The sequence below is a fragment of the Paenibacillus sp. J22P165 genome (assembly GCF_059692015.1).
Genome location: NZ_JCAUAP010000015.1, coordinates 1 through 22,224, shown reverse-complemented (window position 1 = coordinate 22,224; position 22,224 = coordinate 1). Strand labels below are relative to the sequence as shown.

The 22,224-nt window shown below is 46.7% G+C and carries 17 protein-coding genes and 2 riboswitches; of the genes, 12 read left to right on the top strand and 5 right to left on the bottom strand.

Annotated elements, in window-relative coordinates:
- Positions 1-75: 75 nt before the first annotated feature.
- Positions 76-1,062, top strand: coding sequence for a Gfo/Idh/MocA family protein (locus AC58QM_RS29790; protein ID WP_497288401.1), 987 nt, complete (start codon positions 76-78; stop codon positions 1,060-1,062).
- Between the two features lie 79 nt (positions 1,063-1,141).
- Here AC58QM_RS29790 and AC58QM_RS29785 read toward each other — a convergent pair whose 3' ends face one another.
- From AC58QM_RS29785 to AC58QM_RS29765, 5 genes are all read right to left on the bottom strand, one after another.
- The gene (locus AC58QM_RS29785) at positions 1,142-2,035 is read right to left on the bottom strand and encodes a metal ABC transporter permease (protein ID WP_497288400.1); all 894 of its coding nucleotides are present in this window, start codon (positions 2,033-2,035) and stop codon (positions 1,142-1,144) included.
- Positions 2,028-2,975 carry a metal ABC transporter permease gene (locus AC58QM_RS29780; protein ID WP_497288399.1) on the bottom strand — a complete coding sequence of 316 codons (948 nt, stop codon included), beginning with the start codon at positions 2,973-2,975 and terminating at the stop codon, positions 2,028-2,030. The genes AC58QM_RS29785 and AC58QM_RS29780 overlap by 8 nt, the downstream gene beginning before the upstream one ends.
- A 13-nt stretch (positions 2,976-2,988) precedes the next feature.
- On the bottom strand, positions 2,989-3,744 hold the full coding sequence (locus AC58QM_RS29775) for a metal ABC transporter ATP-binding protein (RefSeq protein ID WP_310502894.1): 756 nt from the start codon (positions 3,742-3,744) through the stop codon (positions 2,989-2,991).
- 49 nt (positions 3,745-3,793) lie between these two features.
- Complete coding sequence (locus AC58QM_RS29770) at positions 3,794-4,747, bottom strand: metal ABC transporter solute-binding protein, Zn/Mn family (RefSeq protein WP_497288398.1); 954 nt, start codon at positions 4,745-4,747, stop codon at positions 3,794-3,796.
- Positions 4,748-5,019: 272 nt separating this feature from the next.
- Complete coding sequence (locus tag AC58QM_RS29765; protein ID WP_497288397.1) at positions 5,020-6,381, bottom strand: APC family permease; 1,362 nt, start codon at positions 6,379-6,381, stop codon at positions 5,020-5,022.
- 89 nt (positions 6,382-6,470) lie between these two features.
- Positions 6,471-6,575, bottom strand: a riboswitch (guanidine-I (ykkC/yxkD leader).
- 190 nt (positions 6,576-6,765) lie between these two features.
- A riboswitch (guanidine-I (ykkC/yxkD leader) is annotated at positions 6,766-6,865 on the top strand.
- 69 nt (positions 6,866-6,934) lie between these two features.
- On the opposite strand from AC58QM_RS29765, the gene AC58QM_RS29760 reads away from it, so the two are divergent.
- The 11 genes from AC58QM_RS29760 to AC58QM_RS29710 all read left to right on the top strand — a co-directional run bounded on the left by AC58QM_RS29760 (position 6,935) and on the right by AC58QM_RS29710 (position 21,736).
- Positions 6,935-7,654 (top strand): urea amidolyase associated protein UAAP1, encoded by a 720-nt coding sequence (locus tag AC58QM_RS29760; protein WP_497288396.1) that lies wholly within the window; start codon positions 6,935-6,937, stop codon positions 7,652-7,654.
- 31 nt (positions 7,655-7,685) lie between these two features.
- On the top strand, positions 7,686-8,336 hold the full coding sequence (locus tag AC58QM_RS29755) for an urea amidolyase associated protein UAAP2 (RefSeq protein ID WP_497288395.1): 651 nt from the start codon (positions 7,686-7,688) through the stop codon (positions 8,334-8,336).
- 28 nt (positions 8,337-8,364) lie between these two features.
- Positions 8,365-11,988, top strand: a complete 3,624-nt coding sequence (uca, locus tag AC58QM_RS29750; RefSeq protein ID WP_497288394.1) for an urea carboxylase — start codon at positions 8,365-8,367, stop codon at positions 11,986-11,988.
- 18 nt (positions 11,989-12,006) lie between these two features.
- Positions 12,007-13,779: an allophanate hydrolase gene (atzF, locus tag AC58QM_RS29745; protein ID WP_497288393.1), complete on the top strand. Its 1,773-nt coding sequence runs from the start codon at positions 12,007-12,009 to the stop codon at positions 13,777-13,779.
- A gap of 119 nt (positions 13,780-13,898) precedes the next feature.
- Positions 13,899-14,153, top strand: coding sequence for a hypothetical protein (locus tag AC58QM_RS29740; RefSeq protein WP_497288392.1), 255 nt, complete (start codon positions 13,899-13,901; stop codon positions 14,151-14,153).
- Positions 14,143-14,535: a retropepsin-like aspartic protease gene (locus AC58QM_RS29735; protein WP_497288391.1), complete on the top strand. Its 393-nt coding sequence runs from the start codon at positions 14,143-14,145 to the stop codon at positions 14,533-14,535. The genes AC58QM_RS29740 and AC58QM_RS29735 overlap by 11 nt, the downstream gene beginning before the upstream one ends.
- A 307-nt stretch (positions 14,536-14,842) precedes the next feature.
- Positions 14,843-17,074 carry an AraC family transcriptional regulator gene (locus AC58QM_RS29730; protein ID WP_497288390.1) on the top strand — a complete coding sequence of 744 codons (2,232 nt, stop codon included), beginning with the start codon at positions 14,843-14,845 and terminating at the stop codon, positions 17,072-17,074.
- A gap of 278 nt (positions 17,075-17,352) precedes the next feature.
- Positions 17,353-18,207 (top strand): ABC transporter permease, encoded by an 855-nt coding sequence (locus AC58QM_RS29725; protein WP_497288486.1) that lies wholly within the window; start codon positions 17,353-17,355, stop codon positions 18,205-18,207.
- Positions 18,208-18,219: 12 nt separating this feature from the next.
- A complete protein-coding gene (locus tag AC58QM_RS29720; protein ID WP_497288389.1) occupies positions 18,220-19,095 on the top strand; it encodes a carbohydrate ABC transporter permease in 876 nt (291 codons plus the stop codon).
- Positions 19,096-19,119: 24 nt separating this feature from the next.
- Positions 19,120-20,766 carry an extracellular solute-binding protein gene (locus AC58QM_RS29715; RefSeq protein ID WP_497288388.1) on the top strand — a complete coding sequence of 549 codons (1,647 nt, stop codon included), beginning with the start codon at positions 19,120-19,122 and terminating at the stop codon, positions 20,764-20,766.
- A 76-nt stretch (positions 20,767-20,842) separates the two neighbouring features.
- The gene (locus AC58QM_RS29710) at positions 20,843-21,736 is read left to right on the top strand and encodes a family 43 glycosylhydrolase (RefSeq protein WP_497288387.1); all 894 of its coding nucleotides are present in this window, start codon (positions 20,843-20,845) and stop codon (positions 21,734-21,736) included.
- Positions 21,737-22,224 lie beyond the last annotated feature (488 nt).

Below are 22,224 nucleotides of genomic sequence, written 5' to 3'. Positions count from 1 at the left end.
CAATTGAATTTGGAGGTTGAATTTGATAGGGTAGAGGTCAGAGAATATAGCTAGATTGAAGGAGCCATGGGGAAGATGATACGATTTGCAGTTATTGGTACGAACTGGATCACAGAGGAATTCATACACGCGGCGCTCGAAACAGGAGAGTTCGAAGTGACAGCTGTTTACTCCCGTACGGGAGATAAAGCGGCTGAATTTGCTGGGAAATTTGGCATCGCACATCAATTTACAGACTTAACGGCATTTGCACAAAGTGATGCGTTCGATGCTGTTTATATTGCTAGCCCGAATTCCTTGCATGCAGAGTATGCGGTTCACTGTATGAAGCACGGCAAGCATGTCATTTGTGAAAAACCTGCGGCTTCCAACAGCGTTGAATTGGCTGCCATGATTGAAGCGGCACGCAGTCACAAAGTTGTGTTCATGGAGGCGTTGAAATCGACGCTGATGCCTAATTTTAAAGTCGTGCAAGAAAATTTAGATAAGATTGGGAAGGTAAGACGTTATTTTGCTGGCTATTGCCAATATTCATCTAGATATGACGCCTACAAGCAGGGGACTGTGCTGAATGCGTTCAATCCTGAGTTCTCCAATGGGTCCATGATGGACCTAGGTGTGTATTGCATCTATCCGTTGGTTGTATTGTTTGGTGCGCCGGATAAAGTTCAGGCAAATGCAGTGATGCTGGAATCCGGCGTTGATGGTGAAGGGAGCCTGCTGCTTAGCTACCCAGAGATGGATGCTGTCATTCAGCACTCCAAAATCGCAAGCTCCTACCTGCCCGCTGAAATCCAAGGCGAACTGGCGACGATGGTTATCGATAAGATTAACCAACCTGAGAAGGTGCAAATTCGTTACCGCGACGGTTCTGTCGAGGATTTAACACAGGAGCAAAGTGTGAGAACGATGCGCTACGAGGCGGAAGAGTTTAGTCGACTGATCAAAACGGGCGAACTAGAGTCTCCGACGAACTCGCATGCGAATTCCAGTGCGGCGATGGCTATTATGGATGAGGCGCGGAGACAGATTGGGCTGGTGTTCCCGGCTGATCGGAAGTAAGGAACGTTAAGGGCGCTTTATAACAAAGAAACCACAACCAAGTACGAAATTGGAAGTGGTTTCTTTGTTGTTCCATGAACTAAGCGGATTCTGGTGTCATCCTAGACAATCCACGCTTTTGACGAATTTTACGGATGATGAGTCCGTTGGTTGGTGATAAGAGGAAAGCGAGTGCGAACATTACACCTGCCACACTAATCATACAGCCAGCAATGGAAGCGTCCAGTAAGTAGGCGACATAATAGCCAATTACGGAGGAGATAACTCCGACAGCCATGCTCAGCATGATCATGACACTAAGTTTTTCAGTTAACAGATAGGCAGTCGCTGCAGGTACGATTAGCATACCCACAACTAGAATGGCACCCACACTTTCAAAAGAAGCTACCGTCGTGATCGACACTAAGCCCATCAATAGATAGTGGAATAGTAAGACCGGAATGCCCACTGCAGCAGCAAGAGCCGGATCGAACGAACAGAGTTTGAACTGTTTATAAAAGATGCCGATGACAAGACTGCTCAGTATGAGCGCAAAACCAACCGCCCAGACAGCTTTGGGTCCGATACTTATACCCCCAACTTCAATCGTGTTCCACGGCACATAGGCGATTTCGCCATAAAGCACACAGTCCAAATCTAGATCGATTTGTCTCGTATACAAACTGACAAGCACAACGCCAATGGAGAACATGGCCGTGAACACGACACCGATAGAAGCATCTGACTGCACACCGCTTTGTTGGAAAAGTTGGATTAAGAATACCGTAATGAGTCCAATTACTGCAGCGCCGATCAGCATAAAGATTGAACCCCTAGAACCGCTAATCAGAAAAGCGATAACGATACCCGGAAGTACGGAATGGCTGATGGCATCACCAATCATGGCCATTTTACGCAGGACAAGGAAGCAGCCAACTAAGGAACAAGAGGCAGCGACAAGTGCGGCGGTGAGAATAATCCAGAAATCATTCAACAGGACTCACCTCTTTTGCCTTGACGTAGTGCTCTGGCTCGGAACTATTTTGAATCTTTTGTTTCATCGACGACTGTCTAATCATTTTAATGAGAAGCCCTCGTTTTGGAGCAAAAAAGAGAGAGAAGACGAATACCAGCGTAGCCGCGAGCACACTGAGTGGACCTGTAGGCAAGTTGCTGCCCATTGTACTTAAATAAGTCCCCACGAATCCGCTAAATGCTCCGAATAGGCCAGATAAGATGACCATTAACCCTAATTTTTCAGTCCAATATCTAGCTGCAACAGCAGGTGTAATTAATAGTGCTGCCATTAAGACGACGCCTACCGCTTGGATGCCGACAACGACGGCAACGACAATGAGAAACATCATGAAATGATCCAGGATCCCTACAGGAAACCCTAAACCTCTCGCATAGCCGGGGTCAAAGCTCAATAATTTAAATTCCTTAAAGAATAATGTACACACACCAACTAATAAAAAAGAAATAATGGCCATTGTCATAACATCAGAGTGAATCATGGATGCCGCTTGACCGAATAGAAATTTATCCAAACCACTTTGATTACCGCTTGAACTATGCTGAATCTGCGTCAACAATACGATGCCTACCCCGAAAAAAACGGATAATACAATACCTAACGCCGAGTCATTCTTGATTTTGGAATATCGCGTAATCCATCCAATGCTTAGCGTTGCAAGTAGGCCGGCTACAGCTGCTCCGATGAGGAAGAAAAGAATAGATTTGGAGCCTGTGATCATAAAAGCCACGCACACACCTGGCAGAGCTGCATGCGATAGCGCATCGCCCATTAACGATTGTTTACGTAAATAAGCAAAACTGCCTAACACTCCGCTGCTTAGTCCGAGTAATGAGCATCCGAGTAATATCCATCGCGCATTCGGATCTAACCATAAGTGAAGCAATGAATCCAACATGTAGCTCACCTCTTTATCCTATTTGCTTTTCGGTATCTTCCCGATCCCAGATGGCAAGTTTACCGCCATACGTTTGTTGTAATTTCTCCTTCGTAAATACTTCATCGGTCGGACCGATATCCACAAGGCCTACATTGAGCAAAATCACCCAATCAAAATATTCTTTAACGGTTGATAAATCATGATGAACAACGAGTACGGTCTTTCCTTGTTTCTTCAACTCACCGAGCAGGGTGATGATCGCTTTTTCGGTAGCGGCATCTACGCCTACGAAGGGTTCATCCATGAAATATAAGCTGGCATCCTGAGCGAGTGCTCTGGCTAAGAAAATACGTTGCTGCTGTCCGCCGGACAGTTGACTGATTTGTCGGTCTGCGAAGTCAGCCATCCCTACTTTCTCTAAACAAGACATGGCGATTTGTTTTTCTTTATTTCCCGGTCTACGGAACCAGCCTAAATGCCCATATCTGCCCATGGTTACAACATCAAGCGCATTCGTTGGGAAATCCCAATCGACGGATTCCCTTTGCGGCACATATCCAACAAGCTTGCGCTGTTCCTTATAGGGCTTTCCATATATCTTCACTTCACCTGAGAGGCTAGGAATCAAACCAAGCGCTGCTTTAATTAAGGTTGACTTTCCTGCGCCGTTCGGCCCCACAATGCCGATTAGTTTACCTTCAGGGATCGTTAAGGAGACTTGTTCCAAAACAGGTTTTTTATGATAAGCGACAGTCATGTTGTGTATGGTTAGTGGAGCATGTTTCATTGTTATTCCTCCAATACGATTCGATTTCAATCCGTTCTTTGCTTCACGTCTATTTGAGCGCCTTGACAATGGTATCTACATTATGACGAACCATCCCCACATAAGTACCTTCGGGTGTTCCAGTTGTACCCATAGCATCAGAGAACAATTCTCCCCCGATTTGGATCTGGTGACCTTTTTCCTTAGCGCCTTGGATAACCGCTTCAATGGATTTCTTAGGCACACTGGATTCAACGAATACAGCTTTGATTTTTTTCTCGACTAAGAAATCTCTTAACTGACTTACATCTTTAGATCCGTATTCCGACGCTGTACTGATCCCTTGAAGACCTTTCACTTGAATGTGGTAAGCGTCCCCGAAGTAACCGAAAGCATCATGAGCTGTTACGAGCACACGGGATGCCTCAGGAATTAAAGCAATTTGCTCAGTCGCATAGCGATCTATTTCTTCAAGCTTCACTAAATAAGCGGCAGCATTTTTGGTGTAATCTTCCTTGTGAGCAGGATCTAACGCGATGAGAGAATCACGGACTTGCTCCGTTGCTTTCATCCACAGCTTCACATTAAACCAGATGTGCGGATCGTATTCTGTTGCCATCTCGGCACCGGAGCGCAATACTTTACGATCGATTTTTTCCGATACGGCAACGGTTGGCTTTTCTTTACCCATTTTCTCTAGAATCTCAACCATTTTACCTTCTAGGTGCAGACCATTATAGAAAATAATTTGGGCATCATCTAACTTTTTAATATCGCCTTGGGAAGCTTTATACAAATGAGGATCCACACCAGCATTCATGAGCCCCGTTACTTTGACATGTGTCGAACCAACATTCTGGACGATGTCCGTAATCATCCCTATTGTTGTGGTGACTTTAATCTCCTTCTCCGTTGAAGTTGGCGATTTCCCAGTGGTACCACAAGCGGTTACGGTCAATAAAACGCCTACTAAAGCAACGGCGGCACTCTTCTTCCAAAAGCTTTTTATAGTCATCACATTCATTTCGTTATGTCCTCCCCAATCTTTCACTTTTTTTCTCATGCGATACTTCAAACTTGTACAAGCCCACAATTGTTGACTTCGGGAAACATTTATTTCTTATATTATTATCCATATCCGAAAAAGTTGCAATAGGGAAACAAAGTTTTATCGATTCATTTTTTTTTGTTGTAACCACATTTCATTCGAAGTGTTTTATCACAATAGAAAAAAACAGTCGGAGTCAACTCACTCCAACTGTTTTTATGTTGTATTATTGCTGCTGTCACTACCAATTACTTCAATGTGCCAGCGGGCTGTGCACTTCCTGGCAAACGCTCAGTCACTACTGACGTAGAGTTCTTCATTTGTGAGGTACGCTTTTGAACGAGATGGTACACCACCCCGATCAGTAGCCATGTTACACCCATCCATAACGCGTCTTTATCCAACAGTGACAGTAGATAGCCGATGAATCCGGCACCTAGCAACGGAAGCACCAGATACAAGATTGTTTGCTTTGGCGAGCGTTGGCGTTCTTTCATATACTTTTGCGCAATGACAGATACGTTTACGAAGAAGAAAGCGGTAAGGGCGCCGAAATTAACGAATTTCACAGCATTATCTAGGGAGATCACGAGTGCGAGCAACGAAACGACGCTAACGATTACAATGTTGAAAACCGGTGTATTGAACTTCGGATGAAGGAACGCGAACACTCGCTTTGGCAGCACGTTATCTCGCCCCAACACGAATAGGAGGCGTGATACGCTGGTAACGGACGATAATCCTTGTGTGAAGATCGCAAGAATCAAAACAGTGAGGAATACGGAGCTTAATGCGGCGCCGCCAACCATTTTGACAATTTCAAAGCCGGCAGAATCGATATGAACAAAAGTTAAATGCGGATATACGAGCTGCGTTAGAAAAGAGGGTACTAAGTAAAGAACGCTGGCTGTAATAATGATGATCATGATAGCGCGCGGGATGGTTTTCTCAGAGTTGACCGTTTCTTCCGCCATCGTTGTCACTGTATCAAAGCCTAAGAAAGAGAAGCATATAATGGAGGCGCCAGCAAGAATGGTAGAGAAAGGCACATCGGTTTGCAGAAAAGGTTGTAGTGGATGAATCTCACCAACACCAGATAAGTTACGGAACAGAAAGAAACAGAATACCGCGATGAAAATAATCTGAATCCAGACGAACAATTTGCTGATATTTGCAGAGAATTTGATGCCGATGATATTAATGAGACCGAGGACGATGTTAAGTCCGATGATCCACACATAAGCAGGAATGGACGGGAACTGAGCATGCAGATAGATGCCGAAGGTTAGGCACGCGATAATAGGGGAGAAGAAATAGTCCAGGAGCAAGACCCAGCCGACGAGAAACCCTAGATAGGGATGGATGCTTTTTTTGGTGTACGTGTAGGCGGAACCCGAAGTCGGAAAAACCTTCGACATCACACCATAGCTGTACGCGGTGAAGAAAATAGCGATGAAGGCGAGCAGGTAGGCTTGCGTTAACATACCATGTGCATTCTCATAAGCGATTCCGTAGATGGAAAAATAAATCATAGGAGTCATCCAAGCGAGTCCCATATAAACAACTTGGTACAGGCTTAGGGATTTACGTAGTGTGCCTTCAGTGGTCATAGCGATAACACTCCCTCATCAGTGATTTATGTGAACACAGAAGAGGTTTTTATATGCAAAAAAGCCAAGGTGATATCTAGGTTACAGATATCTCCCGGGCTTTTATCCCTCCGTGAACACAGTGTTTAGCTGTGCGTCTCCTCTTGGTCCAGGCCGGGAATTAGGCTGCCCGCGGAACCCTAGAAAACTTTGTATGTCATGTTTCATGACTTTTATATAAGGTGGTTAACCATTTCATTTATGATGTTAGATATTCGTTGTTTGTGTAAGTTAATATAACACATAGTTGGGGTTATGAGAAGTATTTTACGTATATAAACTAAAATAATTAGAAGTTATTGACACGTATCATCAACGATGTTATGTTTAGTAACACAAACGAATACGATTGTTTACTAGGGTTCCGCCGGTAACGTTCCGGGCTGGTCCGAGAGTAAACCACTCTTGTGAGAGAGTGCCACGGAAGGATAAAAACCTGGGAGATATCACCAAGACAATGGTCTTGTGATGTCTCCCTTTTTGTTTAAGCAAAAAAGCGAAGGAGAGCGATAGCATGGGGAACATTTGGAGCAAGGACATCGGACCAGGGGATAAATGGTCAGGGACGATTGGCAAAGGGAAGTTGATTCGTTTGACTGCGCTGGAAGCGGGTGCGAATGTGTCAATCCAGTTCTACCACGCGAAGGATCTGACGGAGCGTTACAATATGCCGGATACGCTCAAGGCACAGCATACGGCGCATTTGACTCGTGGGAATGTACTGATGAGCGATAACGGCCGTGCGATGGTGAGTATCGTGGAAGACAGCTTAGGCTGGCATGACCCACTTAGCGGATACACAAGTCGTGCAGCAACAGATGCCAAGTACGGAACGACGAATTACCAAGAGCTGCGTAACGATTGGCTACGGAGCGGTCAAGAGAACTTCGCGGTTGAGTTGGTTCGCAACGGCCTGAGCATGCGGGATATGATGCCGGTGGTGAATCTCTTTTCCAAAGTGGTCGTGGATGAGAATGGGGATATGCGGTTGAGTCTGGGGCATTGCCCAGCAGGGGCAACGGTGACTTTGCGTACAGAGCTGGACACACTAGTCGTTTTGTCCAACACACCGAATCCACTTGATCCAAGAGCGAGTTATCCATCCGTGCCTATCAAAATCGAAGTGCTAGCAGCACCACCTGTCAATGAAGATGATTTTTGCTTGAATTATCGCCCGGAGAATCGCCGAGCTTATGAAAATACATGGGAATATCACACACTGCTAGGTTCTTAATAGAACTAACTAATCGGAGGAGGCTGGGAATATGGCTGTATTTAATCGAGTGGAAAGCCCTCGTCTAGTGGAGGATGCGATATATAGTGAAGTGATTCAGGCGGGAGATGGCTGGATGCGTGTTCTGAAGCCAGGGCAAGTGATGCGGATCGTGGATCTGGAAGGCAATCAGGCAGCAGACACATTGTTCTATGATGCGGAAAATCCAGAGGATCACTACAGTGCAGTGGCGACGATCACAGGTCAAAGCAATATTTACTTGAGCACAGGTTCCATCCTAAGAGCGGAGTCGGGCAAGGAAATGCTGAAAATCGTAGCTGACACCTGCGGCCGTCATGATACGGTCGGTGGCTCGTGCTCGGCGCAGAGCAATACCGTGCGTTACTCACACGATAAATTGTCGATGCACAATTGTCGCGATACGTTCATGCTGCAGCTAGCTGGGCAAGACGGTGTATATACGAAACGGGATTTAGCGCCAAACATTAATTTCTTTATGAATGTACCTGTGACTCCGGATGGTGGTTTGAAATTCGATGATGGCGTGTCCGCGCCTGGCTGTTATGTTGAAATGCAGTCCATTGCCAGCACGATGGCATTGATCAGCAATTGTCCACAGCTTAACAATCCATGTAATGCCTATAACCCGACGCCGATACAGGTGCTCATCTGGGATAAATAACGAACATAAATGTGAAGGAGTGGTTACGATGTTTACAAAAGTGCTAATTGCGAACCGTGGAGCGATCGCTGTACGTATCGAACGTACATTGCGCAAAATGGGAGTTCAATCCGTGGCTGTTTATACGGCTGCAGATCAAGATAGTTTACATGTGGATGGAGCCGATGAGGCCGTTCTGATCGGTGAGGGGCCAGCGAAGTCGAGTTACTTGAATACAGAACTCATTCTCCAAACGGCGCTCGAAACTGGTGCGCAAGCGATCCATCCTGGGTATGGCTTCTTGAGTGAAAATGCGGATTTTGCCCGCGCATGTCGCGAACATGGCATTGTATTCATCGGACCGACGCCGGAGCAAATGGAGATGTTCGGACTGAAGCATTCCGCACGTGAGATTGCCGAAAGAGCAGGCGTGCCGATGCTGCCAGGTACTCCTCTAATCACTGAATTAGAAGAAGCTTTGACGGAAGCAGCACGTATTGGTTACCCCGTTATTTTGAAAAGTACAGCAGGCGGCGGGGGTATCGGCATGCGTGTTTGTGCAGATGAAGCCACGCTGCGCTCTGCCTACGATGGTGTACGCCATTTGGCCGAAACGAATTTCAAAAACGGAGGCATGTTCCTCGAGAAATATATTGCCCGTGCTCGTCACGTTGAAGTACAGATTTTCGGCAACTCCTTAGGGGAGGTTGTAACTTTGGGGGAGCGCGATTGCTCCATCCAACGCCGTAATCAAAAGGTTATTGAAGAAAGCCCAGCTCCGAACTTATCGGACGAAGTACGTGAGGCGATGTTCGCTTCGGCGAAACGTTTGGCAGCAGAAGTTGGTTACCGCAGTGCAGGCACCGTTGAGTATCTCTACGATCCAGAAACGTGTGAGTTTTACTTCTTGGAAGTGAACACGCGCCTTCAAGTGGAGCATGGTGTGACGGAGGAAGTACTCGGCATTGACTTGGTGGAGTGGATGGTACGTGAAGCGGCGTTGGAACTGGATGATCTAGGGTCGTTGATCCGCAAGCCGCAAGGCCACAGTATCCAAGCGCGGATTTACGCGGAGGACTGTCTCCAACAGTTTCGACCGAGTGCAGGGCAGTTGGATCGCGCTGTTTTCTCTAGTGAAGCACGTAATGAGACATGGGTTCGCGATGGTCTGACCGTAACGACACTCTATGACCCGATGCTGGCTAAAATCATTGTTCACGGCAAGGACCGCTTAGACGCGATCCATAAATTAGTGGAAGCGCTGGCTGAAACGCGCATGTATGGGATAACAACGAACCTACAGTATGTACGTGCACTTCTGCAAGAAGAAGCTTGTCTGAGCGGCAATGTATATACGCAATTGCTGAATACATTTGAACCTACAGAGCGTGCACTGGAAGTCGTCGATGGCGGCATTCAAACAACCGTGCAAGACTTCCCAGGCCGTATTCGCCATTGGGATGTCGGTGTGCCGCCTTGTGGACCGATGGATCCGCTATCCTTCCGCATTGGGAACAAGTTGCTTGGTAATGCAGATGATGCTCCCGGATTAGAAATGACCCTGCGTGGTGGCTCCTACAAGTTCCGCAGCGACATGTGGTTCTGCGTGACTGGGGCGGATATGCAGGCAGAGCTGGACGGAGAGACAGTTGCGACGTATCGACCTGTCTATGCGACAAAAGGGCAATTGCTGAGCTTTGGTGAAGCCAAAGAAGGCATGCGCACGTATTTGCTCATTGGCGGCGGGCTGGATATGCCGAAGCTACTTGGCAGTTCGTCCACGTTTACGCTGGGCGGCTTCGGGGGTCACGGGGGACGTGCGCTTCGCACGGGAGACGTGCTTGGTGTGAATAAAGGCGGCGACAACCGTGTGCAAGACGTTTATGAATTAGCTCAAGATCATCGCCCTGGCATGACACGCGAGTGGACGATTGGGGTCGTTCCTGGACCGCATTGTACAGGGGAGTTTTTGCGGACGGAGTATCTGGATCAACTGACAGAAACGAGCTGGGAAGTGCATTTTAACTCATCGCGAACTGGTGTTCGCTTGAAAGGGCCAGCTCCGCTATGGACGCGGGAAGATGGCGGAGAAGCGGGACTTCACCCTTCCAATATTCACGATAATGCTTACGCGATTGGTACGTTGGATTTGACTGGTGATATGCCCATTCTGCTTGGACCAGATGGACCAAGTCTTGGAGGTTTCGTATGTCCGGTGACGACGGCGTCAGCCGAGTTCTGGAAGCTAGGTCAATTACACCCTGGTGACTCGATCCGTTTCCACCTGCTGACGCTTCCTGAAGCCGAGGCATTGCGTGATCTGCAAGAGAGTAACCTGCGTGCGATTGGCGAGGGACATTTTGACCAATTGGTACACGTGCAGTTGCCTGATGTAAATGAGGAGATTACGCCGGAGTATCCGCGACTTTTCCATGAAGTAGAGAACCGTCGCTTCCCAATCACGATCCGTTGCTGTGGAGACCAAAACTTGCTCGTCGAATACGGTGAGCTTGAGCTAGATTTACTGCTTCGCTTCCAAGTGCAGGCATTGATGCAGGCAATCGTGGAAAGTGGTTCCATTCCAGTGCTTGATCTGACTCCGGGGATCCGCTCTTTACAAATTCATATTGATCCATCGCAAATTACGGTGACAGAAGCTTGCCGTAAGGTCGTCGAGATCGACGCTGCTCTCCCTCCTTTAGAACAGTTCCGTGTACCATCGCGTATTGTGCGCTTGCCCTTGTCATGGGATGATCCTTCAACGCAGCTTGCGATCGAGCGCTATCAACAAGGCGTCCGGCCAGATGCACCTTGGTGCCCGAGCAATATTGAGTTCATTCAACGGATTAACGGCCTAGACACTATAGATGAAGTGAAGAAAATCGTATATGAAGCCAACTACCTCGTACTGGGGTTAGGTGATGTGTATTTAGGGGCTCCAGTAGCAACGCCGGTTGATCCTCGTCATCGTCTAGTCACAACGAAATATAATCCAGCTCGTACATGGACACCAGAAAATGCCGTAGGTATCGGTGGAGCATACATGTGTGTGTATGGAATGGAAGGTCCAGGCGGATATCAGTTCGTAGGACGTACGATTCAAATGTGGAATCGTCTGCGCTCAACGGAGAGCTTTCAGACGGGTAAGCCTTGGTTGTTGAGATTTTTTGATCAAATCCAGTTCTATGAAGTGAGTGCGGAAGAGCTCCTGCAACTGCGTGAGGATTTCCCTCGCGGTCGTTATGAGGCTGATATTCAGGAGACGACGTTTGATTTAGGGGAGTATCTGCAATTTTTAAGTTCTATAGAAGAGAGTGCAGAAACATTCCGTGCTGAGCAGCGCGTAGCGTTCAATGAGGAGCGTGAGAGCTGGAAGGCGAAAGGACTTGCTGAATATGTCTCCGAGCAGGAGACAGGGGATGCTGCGCCAGAGGATGAGCTGCCTGCAGGAACGATTGCGGTACGCGGTATTATGCCAGGCAGTGTTTGGAAAGTGTTGGTATCTCCCGGTGAGCAAGTGAAGAAAGGCGACCAACTGGCCATCCTCGAAAGTATGAAAATGGAGTTCCCACAGCACGCGCCTTGTGATGGATATGTGTCGATGGTTGGTGTGAAGCCGGGCGATCAGGTGCATGCTGGGCAACTTATTCTAGGTATCGCACAATCTGCGTAAGGGAGAGGTGAAGGGGCTATGGGCATTACAGTAGCAAAAGAGTTAACGATAGCGTACTTGCGTGAAAAGTATGAAGCGGGCACATTATCTCCACAGGAGGTTATGGCGACCATTGTAGAGCGTTCGATCGCGGATGCGGATATGAATATTTGGATAACGCCGCCTTCTATGGATGCGATTCAGCCGTACTTGGATCGTCTGTCCTCTCTCTCGAGGGCAGATGCGCCTCTGTGGGGGATTCCGTTTGCGATCAAAGATAACATTGATCTAAAGGGTGTTCCGACGACTGCAGCTTGCGCAGAATATGCGTTTACGCCAGATGAGCATGCGGGTGTCGTGGAGAGATTAATTGCGGCAGGCGCCATTCCAGTAGGCAAAACGAACCTCGATCAGTTCGCGACAGGCTTAGTCGGCGCTCGCAGCCCTTACGGGGACGCGCATAACGCCTTGCGTCCTGAACTGATCAGCGGCGGCTCGAGCTCTGGCTCAGCCGTCAGTGTAGCCCGTGGCCAAGTGGTTTTCTCACTTGGCACCGATACAGCAGGTTCCGGCCGTGTGCCGGCAGCACTGAATCGCCTAGTCGGCTATAAGCCGAGTCTCGGCGCGTGGCCGACCAAAGGGGTCGTGCCAGCCTGTGCGAGCCTCGACTGTGTCACGGTCTTCGCGCATTCCCTAGCGGATGCACTTGTCGTAGACAGCGTGGCGCGGGGTGTCCACGCTGAAGATCCTTGGTCCCGCGACGTGGTGCGGAAGCCGGCGGGATTGCCTAGTCGAGTTTGCTTGCCTAAAGGCGAGTTAGGCTTCTATGGGCCTTACGCTGCGGAGTATCGTGAAGCGTGGCTGCGCGCCGTTGAGCAGGTGCGTGAGGTTAGCCGCCGTGAGGGGATTTCGATTGTTGAGGTAGATGTTGAACTATTCGCGCAAGCTGCGGCGATTTTATATGAAGGTCCTTGGGTGGCTGAACGCTGGGCCGATATTGGGCCGTTTATCGAAGCGAATCCTGGCGTAGCATATCCCGTGACGGAGAAGATATTACGCTCAGGCGCAGCTGCCGAGTATGATGCAGCATCTGTATTTGTTGCGATGCATAAGCTTCAACAGTATAAGCTGGAAGCTCGAAAGTTACTTCAGGATGCTGTGCTTGTGATGCCAACCTGCGGTGGCACGTGGACGCGTGAGCAAGTTCTTGCGGACCCGATCAGCACGAATCGCGATATGGGTCGCTATACGAACCATTGCAACCTGCTGGATTTGTGCGCGGTTGCTGTGCCTGCGGGCGACGCTGCGCCGGAGACGCCTTTTGGGATTACACTCTTCGCTGTGGCGGAGGAAGAGGGATTGATCTGTGGGGCGGCGGAGTTGTTTGTGGCAGGCGACATCATACCTGTAACCACACCTTCACTTCCAGCGCCGACGACGCTGGTGGCGGTGTGCGGGTTGCACATGCGTGGCTACCCGCTGGAGAAACAGATGCAAGGCTGCGGAGCGCGATTCATCCGGGAGGATGAATCCGCGGCGAAGTACAGCCTTGTGAAGCTGCCGACATCCCCTGCGAAGCCGGGGATGATCAAGCAACAGCAGGGTGGCGCGGCCATCCAGCTGGAGATTTGGGAGATGCCGCTTGAGGCATTCGGCGGCTTCGCGGCAGCGATCCCGGCTCCGCTCGGGATCGGCAAGGTTGAGCTCCGGGACGGCACGGAAGTCCCGGGCTTTGTGTGTGAAGCTTACGCGGCTGCGGGCGCGGAAGATATTACAGCGTTGCGCGGTTGGCGCAACGTGGTGCCTTTGTAGAAGAGGGGGAGCGCAGCTCCCTCTTTTTTGCGCACTGTAGCGTATTTTAAGATTGCTGTAGTGATCGTTTAGTATGGTATACTTTTAGTAAAAAACACTGTAAGCGAGGTGTGTTTCCTATGCAATGGCAAGAAGTTCGCAATATTTATCCTGACCAATACGTTTTACTTGAAATCCTTACTTCCCATACAGCGGATAATGTTCAGTACGTTGATGAAGTTGCATTGGTTAGAGCGATTCAAGACCCGCATGAAGCAACTAAAGAATTATTTAGGTGCCGGGACAACAACATCGTCTACCATACCGGTCAAGAGAAGATAACCATTGAAATTAGACAAAACCCTTTATATCGGAGTAGACGACATGCAGATTGAATATGCACATCATTTACTCCAAACCTCTATGACTATTTGCTATAAAGGTAACTTTTTGACGATTAACAATTTAGTGATTGATACTGGTGCAGCCCATTCTCTCCTCTCTTCTGATATCGTGTCAGAAATCGGCATTGCATTCGAGAACGGAGATAAGCTTGTGAGAAGCTTTGGTATTGGGGGAGAAGAGTTTTCATTCCAAAAGCAGTTAGATCACGTCCAGCTCGGTAACCTTATTTTAAATGATATCAGTATTGATTTTGGCGTTTTCCACGATGATATGAATTATATTAACGGACTAATTGGTTTAGATATACTCAAAAGTGGTAACATGATTATTGATCTCAGGCGGATGGAAATGCATCCGGCACCGACGGCGTAGTACTGAAAAGGGGGACATGCATGATAAGCACGTCCCCTTTTTGTGACAAAATTGTCTCGTCTAATGACTACGGCATCAGTCTCAACTCAACAGCCGATAATAATCCCCTTTTGACCACTCTCTAAATTTCTTATCTTCTTCCTCTTCATAAGTATCAGGTACACCCATTACACGTATTGTCGTAACATTGGACATATTTAAAATCCGTTTATATGTATCTCAACACATTTTACACTATGGCTTCGTACAAATCCCTCCCAATGTAGTAAACTAAACTTATCTTCGCAATGACGATTAGGGGGAGACCATGCAAAGGAAATGGTTTTACCGATTATTATTTTCATATGTACCTTTTTTCTTTTTTATCGTGTTGGTCTTAATGATGGTGTTCTATTACAAATGGAATGTTGAGACGAGAGAACGCATTCAGAATACGAATGACGTATTCGCTTCACATGTCATGAATGTCGTGGACTCCTCGTTTCAAACAATCGAGAATTTCGTCATCCAACAGATGCTAACCGATGAATCCATCAAGGGTTATTTTAGCAGTAATGATTCAGTATCGCCGTATGCGGCGTATGAAATCTCGCAAAGGCTGAGTAACATCAAGACGTTGTTCCCATTTGCCGGTGACGTGTACATCTATAAGAAATCAAATAATGAAGTGATTACGGATAATTCCATTTTTAAAATTGACCAATTTGCGGATGCTCCCTTTGTGGAAGCTGCCTTTAAGGGGGAAGCGGGCGTTCAATGGACAGCCCCTCGTTCGTACAATCAATTCATCGGGGAAGCACGTTCTGATAAGGTGCTTTCTCTTGTTAAAAAGGTTCCCATCACATCATCAGTGCCCAATGGCGTCGTGGTCATCAATATTAAACTGGGATCACTGATCGGCATGCTGCAATCCATTAAAGCGAATGCCGCAGATTCCATCGAGATGAGCGCTGAAGATCAACCATTCAAAGAGCTTGAAGTGGGATTGGATGTTGAACCGAATTCATGGGGGATTAGCACTATTGCGTCTTCCTATACGGGTTGGAAGCTCACTGTTAAGGTGCCTAAGTTGGAGCAAGGGAGTTTATTAGCTGTATTTTTTGGTGCATGGACCCTGCCGATGTTTGGTGCGATCTTGATTAGCCTCATGTTCTTAATGTTTATTACCCATCGCAATTACAAGCCGATTGAAGAGATTATGATTCGAATTGATCGTTATGCATTGAAAAGAAGTCTGTCTATGGGGAAGAAGTCCGAACATGACGAATTTCAGTTTATTACCTCAGCCCTGGATAATTTAGTTGAGAAATCCAATCAATATGAACTGCGGCATCAAGAGGATCTATCCATCCGCAAAAAATATTGGTTTTATGAACTATTAGAAGGTAATTTCTCTCTGAATCAAGCGGAGTGGGAGACTGAAGCAGTGCAATTAGAGCTTCCTCAGAGTTTTCATTCCACGCTTGTGATGATTATTGAAATCGATAACTACCAAGAATTCCAAGCGAAATACTCCAGCAGGGACCAGTCGTTATTTAAGTTTGTTATTCATGGTGTGCTGCAAGAAATTGCTCAGAGCCAAGAGTTAACAGTTTGGTTCGAATGGAAAGAGGCGGATCAATTATGTGCCATTCTCTATGTACAGGGTGAACAAGATTACCCATCAATCGAACCTCTGGCACAATTAATCAAAAATTGGGTTTCCACGAATTTGAAATTTACAATATCCATTTATGTAGGGACTAGAGGGAATGATGCCGAAGAAATTGGCCATTCCTATCAAGATGCGCTGAAAGCTGGGCAATTTAGGACGCTCCGTGGCTATAACAACGTCTACTATGCGACAGAAACGCAATCACATCTACAGAGTGATATCTACAGCCAACTGCAATCCGTTCGATCGTTAGTCAAAGCTGTGCGAGCAGCGGAGGGGGAATGGCAGCGGATTTTGGAAGAACTGTTTGTGGATATGAGAACAGAGCTGCTTCCTCGGGAGAAGGTACTCGATATCATTCACTATTTATTTTTCGCTTTGGAAAAAGAAATGGAAGACCTGCCGCCAGAACTCGCCCGCAATTGGGTAACTCGGCTCAATGTTGAAGCGAGGACCGCTCTGGTTGCCACAGATCTCATCGGAGATATCCAAGTAGGCTTACAAGATTTGCTGGGTTCCTTGGTTGAGTCCATACAGGAATGGCAGCTAGCCAACGAGCACCATAACCGCATTGATGAGATTAAAGCTTACTTGCTTCAAAATTATAGCAATCCGGATTTATCCCTCAATTATTTGAGTGAGAAATTCGATCTTCCTTCACGGGTACTGAGCAAGTTATTTAAAGCGGAAACAGGTGAACGTTTCGTTGAATACCTGATCGATATTCGAATGACAGAAGCTAAACGGTTGCTCCTTCAGACGACCGAACCTGTGCAGTCGATTGGTGAACAAGTCGGTTATCTGCAGGTGATTTCCTTTATCCGCACCTTCAAAAAGTCCGAAGGCAGCACACCAGGCGAGTACCGAAAGCAGCATGCTACCTAGGAAAAACAGCGTATTTACCAAAATGATAACTCGCGGAAATTGTTTATTGACCGTTAGGCAAGACGAGCCGTCCCTTTGCAAAAGCTAAGGGCGGTTTTTTCGTATAGATTTACATAAATGTTTATGGTGCGAATAATGGAAATTGTGGCGATACGGCCCTCCAAGTATAGTGAGGTTGTGTTCAGATCGAACCTGCAGGAGATTCTGACACAGACGCATCAGTGGGGGTGAACCATATCGGCAGCGCAACTTGGAAACGCAACATTCCACTATACCTCATGTTTACGCCGATTATCCTTTTCTTTATTGCTTTTAAATATGTACCGATGTTCGGTAGTATCATGGCGTTCAAACACTACAATTTTGGAGATGGTATTCTTCACAGTCCCTGGGTTGGACTTGAGAACTTCCGGGTTCTATTTAGTACACCTGCTACGCTTCAAATTATAAGAAATACACTTTTACTCAGTATGATGTCGATCTTTATTGGTTTTCCTTTTCCAATTCTTCTGGCGATTATGTTAAATGAAGTTCGTTCCAAATGGTTTAAAAGTCTCGTACAAACGCTCGTGTTCCTGCCCCATTTCTTCTCGTGGATTATCGTTGGGGGAATTATCGTTACCATCTTTTCACAGCAAAGTGGAATGCTAAATAGTGTTTGGCAGTATCTATTCGGACACTCGTACGCATTCTTGTATCATGAAGGTTCATGGCTTTCTATTTTCGTAGGTTCTGGGATTTGGAAAGAAGCTGGATTTAGTGCCATTGTTTACTTAGCTACACTGGGTAGTATTGATGGCAGTCTATATGAGGCTGCTGGATTAGATGGCGCTAGTAAATGGAAGCAGATATGGCATGTAACCCTGCCTGGTATCAGTTCAACGGTGGTATTAATGTTTATACTGGCGATGGGGCGTGTCATGGAAGTAGGTTTTGATCAAATTTTTATGCTGCAAAACTCAACCGTTTCCAATGTATCCGAAGTTATTTCTACCTATGTGTACAAAATTGGTTTAATGGGCTCACAATTCAGTTTAACAGCAGCAATCGGACTATTTGAGTCCTTGGTCAGCTTGATTCTTGTATTCGTTACGAATCGAATTGCTCGCAAATTCGGCAATGGCTTGTGGTAGGGGGAGGACGACATGCAAACTTCATATGGTGAACGAACATTAGTCGTCATATTTTATGGCTTATTAACAATAGCAGCATTGGCGTGTTTATTCCCTTTGCTCCACATCATATCGCTGTCGATTAGTGATACGCATGCGGTGGCATCAGGCTGGGTAACCTTTTATCCAATTGGCTTCTCGCTCGAATCCTATAAACAGCTGATGTCAGGCTCACCCATTATACAATCCTTTTTTAATAGCGTAGAGATTACAGGGGTTGGAGTTGTCTTGAGTATGGCTTTTACCATACTGGCGGCATATCCATTAACGCGTTCCTACTTCTTCGGGAGAAAATGGTACTTGTTCGCGATCGTCTTTACGATGCTATTCGGCGGTGGACTTATTCCAACCTATTTGACCGTGAAAGCCTATGGCATAATGAACACGTATTGGGCTTTATGGCTGCCGGGACTTGTCAGTACCTTTAATCTTCTCGTACTCCGCTCTTTCATGGAGAACATTCCAAGCGAGCTGGATGATGCTGCTCGGATTGATGGTTGTGGCGATTGGAAATACTTGACGCGGATCGTACTGCCATTATCCCTGCCAGTTCTTACGACACTTGCCTTATTCTACGGTGTGGGCTACTGGAACGCATTCTTTAATGTCCTTATTTACATCAATGAGACAACGAAATATAACTTGTCGGTTTTGGTTCAACAAATGATTCAAAGTCAAACGATGCTAGCGCAAATGAATAGCTCAGATGCAGCAGATCAAATTTTATTAACACCAGAAGAAGTGAACTCCGCTGCCATTATTGTCATGGTGTTTCCAATCATGATCATCTATCCATTGCTGCAAAGGCATTTTGTTAAGGGCGTCATGATCGGGGCTATTAAAGGATAAAACTCAGAAGAGGGGTAATGGAAGATGAAAACTTGGAATCGGAAAATGGTAACACTCGTAACGCTGACAATGGCATGTGGATGCTTATTGGTTGCCTGCTCGAAAGAAAGTGGCTCGGAATCTACGGCTGCACCATCGGGAACAACGGCAGGAACAGCTGCACCTGCAAAAAAGGGGAACATTTCCGTTACGCTCTATGATCGCGGCAACATTCCACAAGGCATGGGCACCATTGATAATAACAGATGGACCAAATGGGTAAATGAAACAGGACCAGCCGAAGCCAAGTATGTACCTATTCCTCGCGGAGAGTCTGTACAGAAGTTGAATATTTTATTTGCATCCGGCAGCGCGCCTGACGTGATTCATGAATTTGATACCAATTTCAGAGACCAGCTTTATCAGCAAAAACAGATTATGCCCGTTGATGATTTGATCCAAAAGTACAGCACTACCTACAAGGCACTCATGCAAAAGTACCCTGAGCTGAAAAAAGCGGGTTCCAAATCGGATGGCAAGCAATATGAATTTGGTCGTGTTCAGAAGCTCGTTGGCTTTCAAGCACTCTTTATTCGTGAAGACTGGTTGAAGAAGCTAGGCCTGAAGGCGCCTGAAACCGTGGAAGACCTATTCAAGGTTGCACAGGCGTTTGCGAATAATGATCCCGATGGCAATGGCAAAAAGGACACCTATGGTATCGCGCTGAGCGGTGAAACAGGCAGTGCAATCTCCACGATGTTCCAGGATGTGAGTTGGGTGCTGCAAGATGGAAAGCTAGTTCATGATTGGGATAGAGCCAAAGCAGCAGTGACCTTCAAGAAACAATTGTTTGACGCAGGTCTTACGGATAAGGATTTCTTAACAGATAAAAATGGTCAGAAAGCGGTTCAAGATTGGATTAACGGGAAGACAGGTATTTTTGTCGGACGTACGGTTGACCCTGCGAACTATGCTACCTATTATGAGCCTTTGAAAAAGAATGTGCCGACTGCCGAAGTTTCATCCATTAAGCTCCCTGCTTCTACGTATGGTCGTTTTGCCGTGGGGGTCAATAATCCGGTTCAAATGACAACGGTTATTAATTCGAAAACGAAAGATCCGCAGGCAGCGATGAAATACATCGACTTCATGTCGGACAAAGCGACTGCGGAAATGCTTCGCTACGGCACGCCTGAAGCGGATTCTGTCAAAAAAGCCAATGGCTGTTATGGGCCTAAGGATTTGGCGCAGTTTAGTAAAGAAGTATCTTGGAATCTTGACTTCCAGCTTTTGCTGCAACAGATCGAGATCGAGCCCTGTGCCAGTGTAACAAGTCAGATGGATGCCAGTCAGCCGTTGCAGAAGGAATTCATCGAACTAATTAAACAAAACAATATCGCCAACCTTAGCGATGATGTGAAATTTGCGCCAATTACGGCTAATGAACATATGCCAGCATTACCGGAAGATCTCAAAATCGTGAATACGAATGTGAGCAAAATAACGGACTTCTATAACAAAGCAATTGTGTCGGGATCCACGTACACGATTGATCAAGCCTTTGCAGACGCGAAAGATTTGTGGACGAAGTCAGGCGGAGCCAAGCTAGAGGAGTTCTACTTGAAATGGTATAAGGAGAACAAAGATACGGCATTCCTGGCGAAGGATATGTGGAAATTCAAACAAAACTAAACAAAGATGCTAGCACCGCTTCTCATGTATTCATGAGAAGCGGTAAGCTGTATACAAGAGGATGGGAGAGATGATCATGATGAAGTTTGCCGACATGACAGCAGGAATACCTTATGCGAAAGATCCAGCGGTTGTTTTCTATAAGGGGAAGTATTTCTTATACTATTCAAGAGGTCCCTTTATTGATGGCCGATGGGGAATCGGTGTTGCGGAAAGCACGGATTTGGAGAATTGGAACAAAATCGGTGAAGTCCCGCTCGAGCAGCCGTGTGAAGCTAAAGGTATTTGTGCGCCTGGCGCTATCGTGTTAGAAGGTCGTGTGCACTTATTTTATCAAACGTATGGTAATTCTCCGAAGGATGCGATCTGCCATGCCGTATCGGAGGACGGGCTGATCTTCACGAAGAATGCGACGAACCCGATCTATGCGCCAACGGGGGCGTGGAACAATGGCAGAGCGATTGATGCAGATGTGATCGTTCACGACGAGAAGTTATTTCTCTACTATGCAACGCGTGACCCGAAAGGTGAGATTCAGATGCAAGGCGTGGCAACAGCTCCGCTTCACTCTGATTATGGGAAGTCGGCATGGACACAAGCTAGCACAGACACCATTTTGAAGCCAGAGCTAGCATGGGAGGGCGCTTGTATTGAGGCTGCCGCCATGTGCAAACGAGAGGGCAAGCTCTACATGTTCTATGCAGGGGCTTATAACAATGCACCTCAGCAAATCGGTTGTGCGATCAGTGAAGATGGCATTCAGTGGAAGCGGTTGTTTGAAGAACCTCTATTGCCAAATGGGGAGCCAGGCAGTTGGAATTCAAGTGAATCTGGACATCCTTTCCTGTTTGTAGATCAGGATGAGCGGACGTACTTGTTCTATCAAGGGAATAATGACATGGGAAAAACGTGGTATCTCTCCAAGGTTGAGGTCGGCTGGAAAGATGGTTTGCCTTTTATCATCCAGTAGGTAACCAGCCTGGCGGGGTATGTTAGGCCTGCAGCCTGTGGCTGCAGGTTCTTTATTATGTTTCTATAAACAATTCAAAACAATTGCAATAGTACAACTTTTCCAAAGGGGTTGTAATTGATTTCTAGGCATGGTACATTAGTCCTCGTTGTTCGGAAGCAAACAAACACAAGCAACATCAAGTGAACTTGCTTTCTGATAATAAGATAAGGTAAAATAGCCTTCTCGACAGACACCGACATCAATCGAAAAAAAAGTACTTGCATTGGTGAAACGATCTGTGATATATTACTTCTCGCTGCTTCGGTAACACGGTAGCGAACGAAAGAAATTGATCTTTGAAAACTGAACAACGAGTGAGTAAGCACAGTCGAGTCATCGACTATAAAAGAGATTGCAAAATCTCGCTAGCTTCAAATGAGCAAGTCATCTTTCTATTATGGAGAGTTTGATCCTGGCTCAGGACGAACGCTGGCGGCGTGCCTAAT

Bases quoted from the DNA above. Each gene is read 5' to 3' on its own strand.
- AC58QM_RS29780 (WP_497288399.1), bottom strand. From the start codon at position 2,975: ATGTTGGATTCATTGCTTCACTTATGGTTAGATCCGAATGCGCGATGG.
- AC58QM_RS29765 (WP_497288397.1), bottom strand. From the start codon at position 6,381: ATGACCACTGAAGGCACACTACGTAAATCCCTAAGCCTGTACCAAGTT.
- AC58QM_RS29770 (WP_497288398.1), bottom strand. From the start codon at position 4,747: ATGAATGTGATGACTATAAAAAGCTTTTGGAAGAAGAGTGCCGCCGTT.
- AC58QM_RS29730 (WP_497288390.1), top strand. From the start codon at position 14,843: ATGCAAAGGAAATGGTTTTACCGATTATTATTTTCATATGTACCTTTT.
- AC58QM_RS29710 (WP_497288387.1), top strand. From the start codon at position 20,843: ATGATGAAGTTTGCCGACATGACAGCAGGAATACCTTATGCGAAAGAT.
- AC58QM_RS29720 (WP_497288389.1), top strand. From the start codon at position 18,220: ATGCAAACTTCATATGGTGAACGAACATTAGTCGTCATATTTTATGGC.
- AC58QM_RS29755 (WP_497288395.1), top strand. From the start codon at position 7,686: ATGGCTGTATTTAATCGAGTGGAAAGCCCTCGTCTAGTGGAGGATGCG.
- uca (WP_497288394.1), top strand. From the start codon at position 8,365: ATGTTTACAAAAGTGCTAATTGCGAACCGTGGAGCGATCGCTGTACGT.
- AC58QM_RS29715 (WP_497288388.1), top strand. From the start codon at position 19,120: ATGAAAACTTGGAATCGGAAAATGGTAACACTCGTAACGCTGACAATG.
- AC58QM_RS29790 (WP_497288401.1), top strand. From the start codon at position 76: ATGATACGATTTGCAGTTATTGGTACGAACTGGATCACAGAGGAATTC.
- AC58QM_RS29725 (WP_497288486.1), top strand. From the start codon at position 17,353: ATGTTTACGCCGATTATCCTTTTCTTTATTGCTTTTAAATATGTACCG.
- AC58QM_RS29740 (WP_497288392.1), top strand. From the start codon at position 13,899: ATGCAATGGCAAGAAGTTCGCAATATTTATCCTGACCAATACGTTTTA.
- AC58QM_RS29760 (WP_497288396.1), top strand. From the start codon at position 6,935: ATGGGGAACATTTGGAGCAAGGACATCGGACCAGGGGATAAATGGTCA.
- AC58QM_RS29775 (WP_310502894.1), bottom strand. From the start codon at position 3,744: ATGAAACATGCTCCACTAACCATACACAACATGACTGTCGCTTATCAT.
- AC58QM_RS29735 (WP_497288391.1), top strand. From the start codon at position 14,143: ATGCAGATTGAATATGCACATCATTTACTCCAAACCTCTATGACTATT.
- atzF (WP_497288393.1), top strand. From the start codon at position 12,007: ATGGGCATTACAGTAGCAAAAGAGTTAACGATAGCGTACTTGCGTGAA.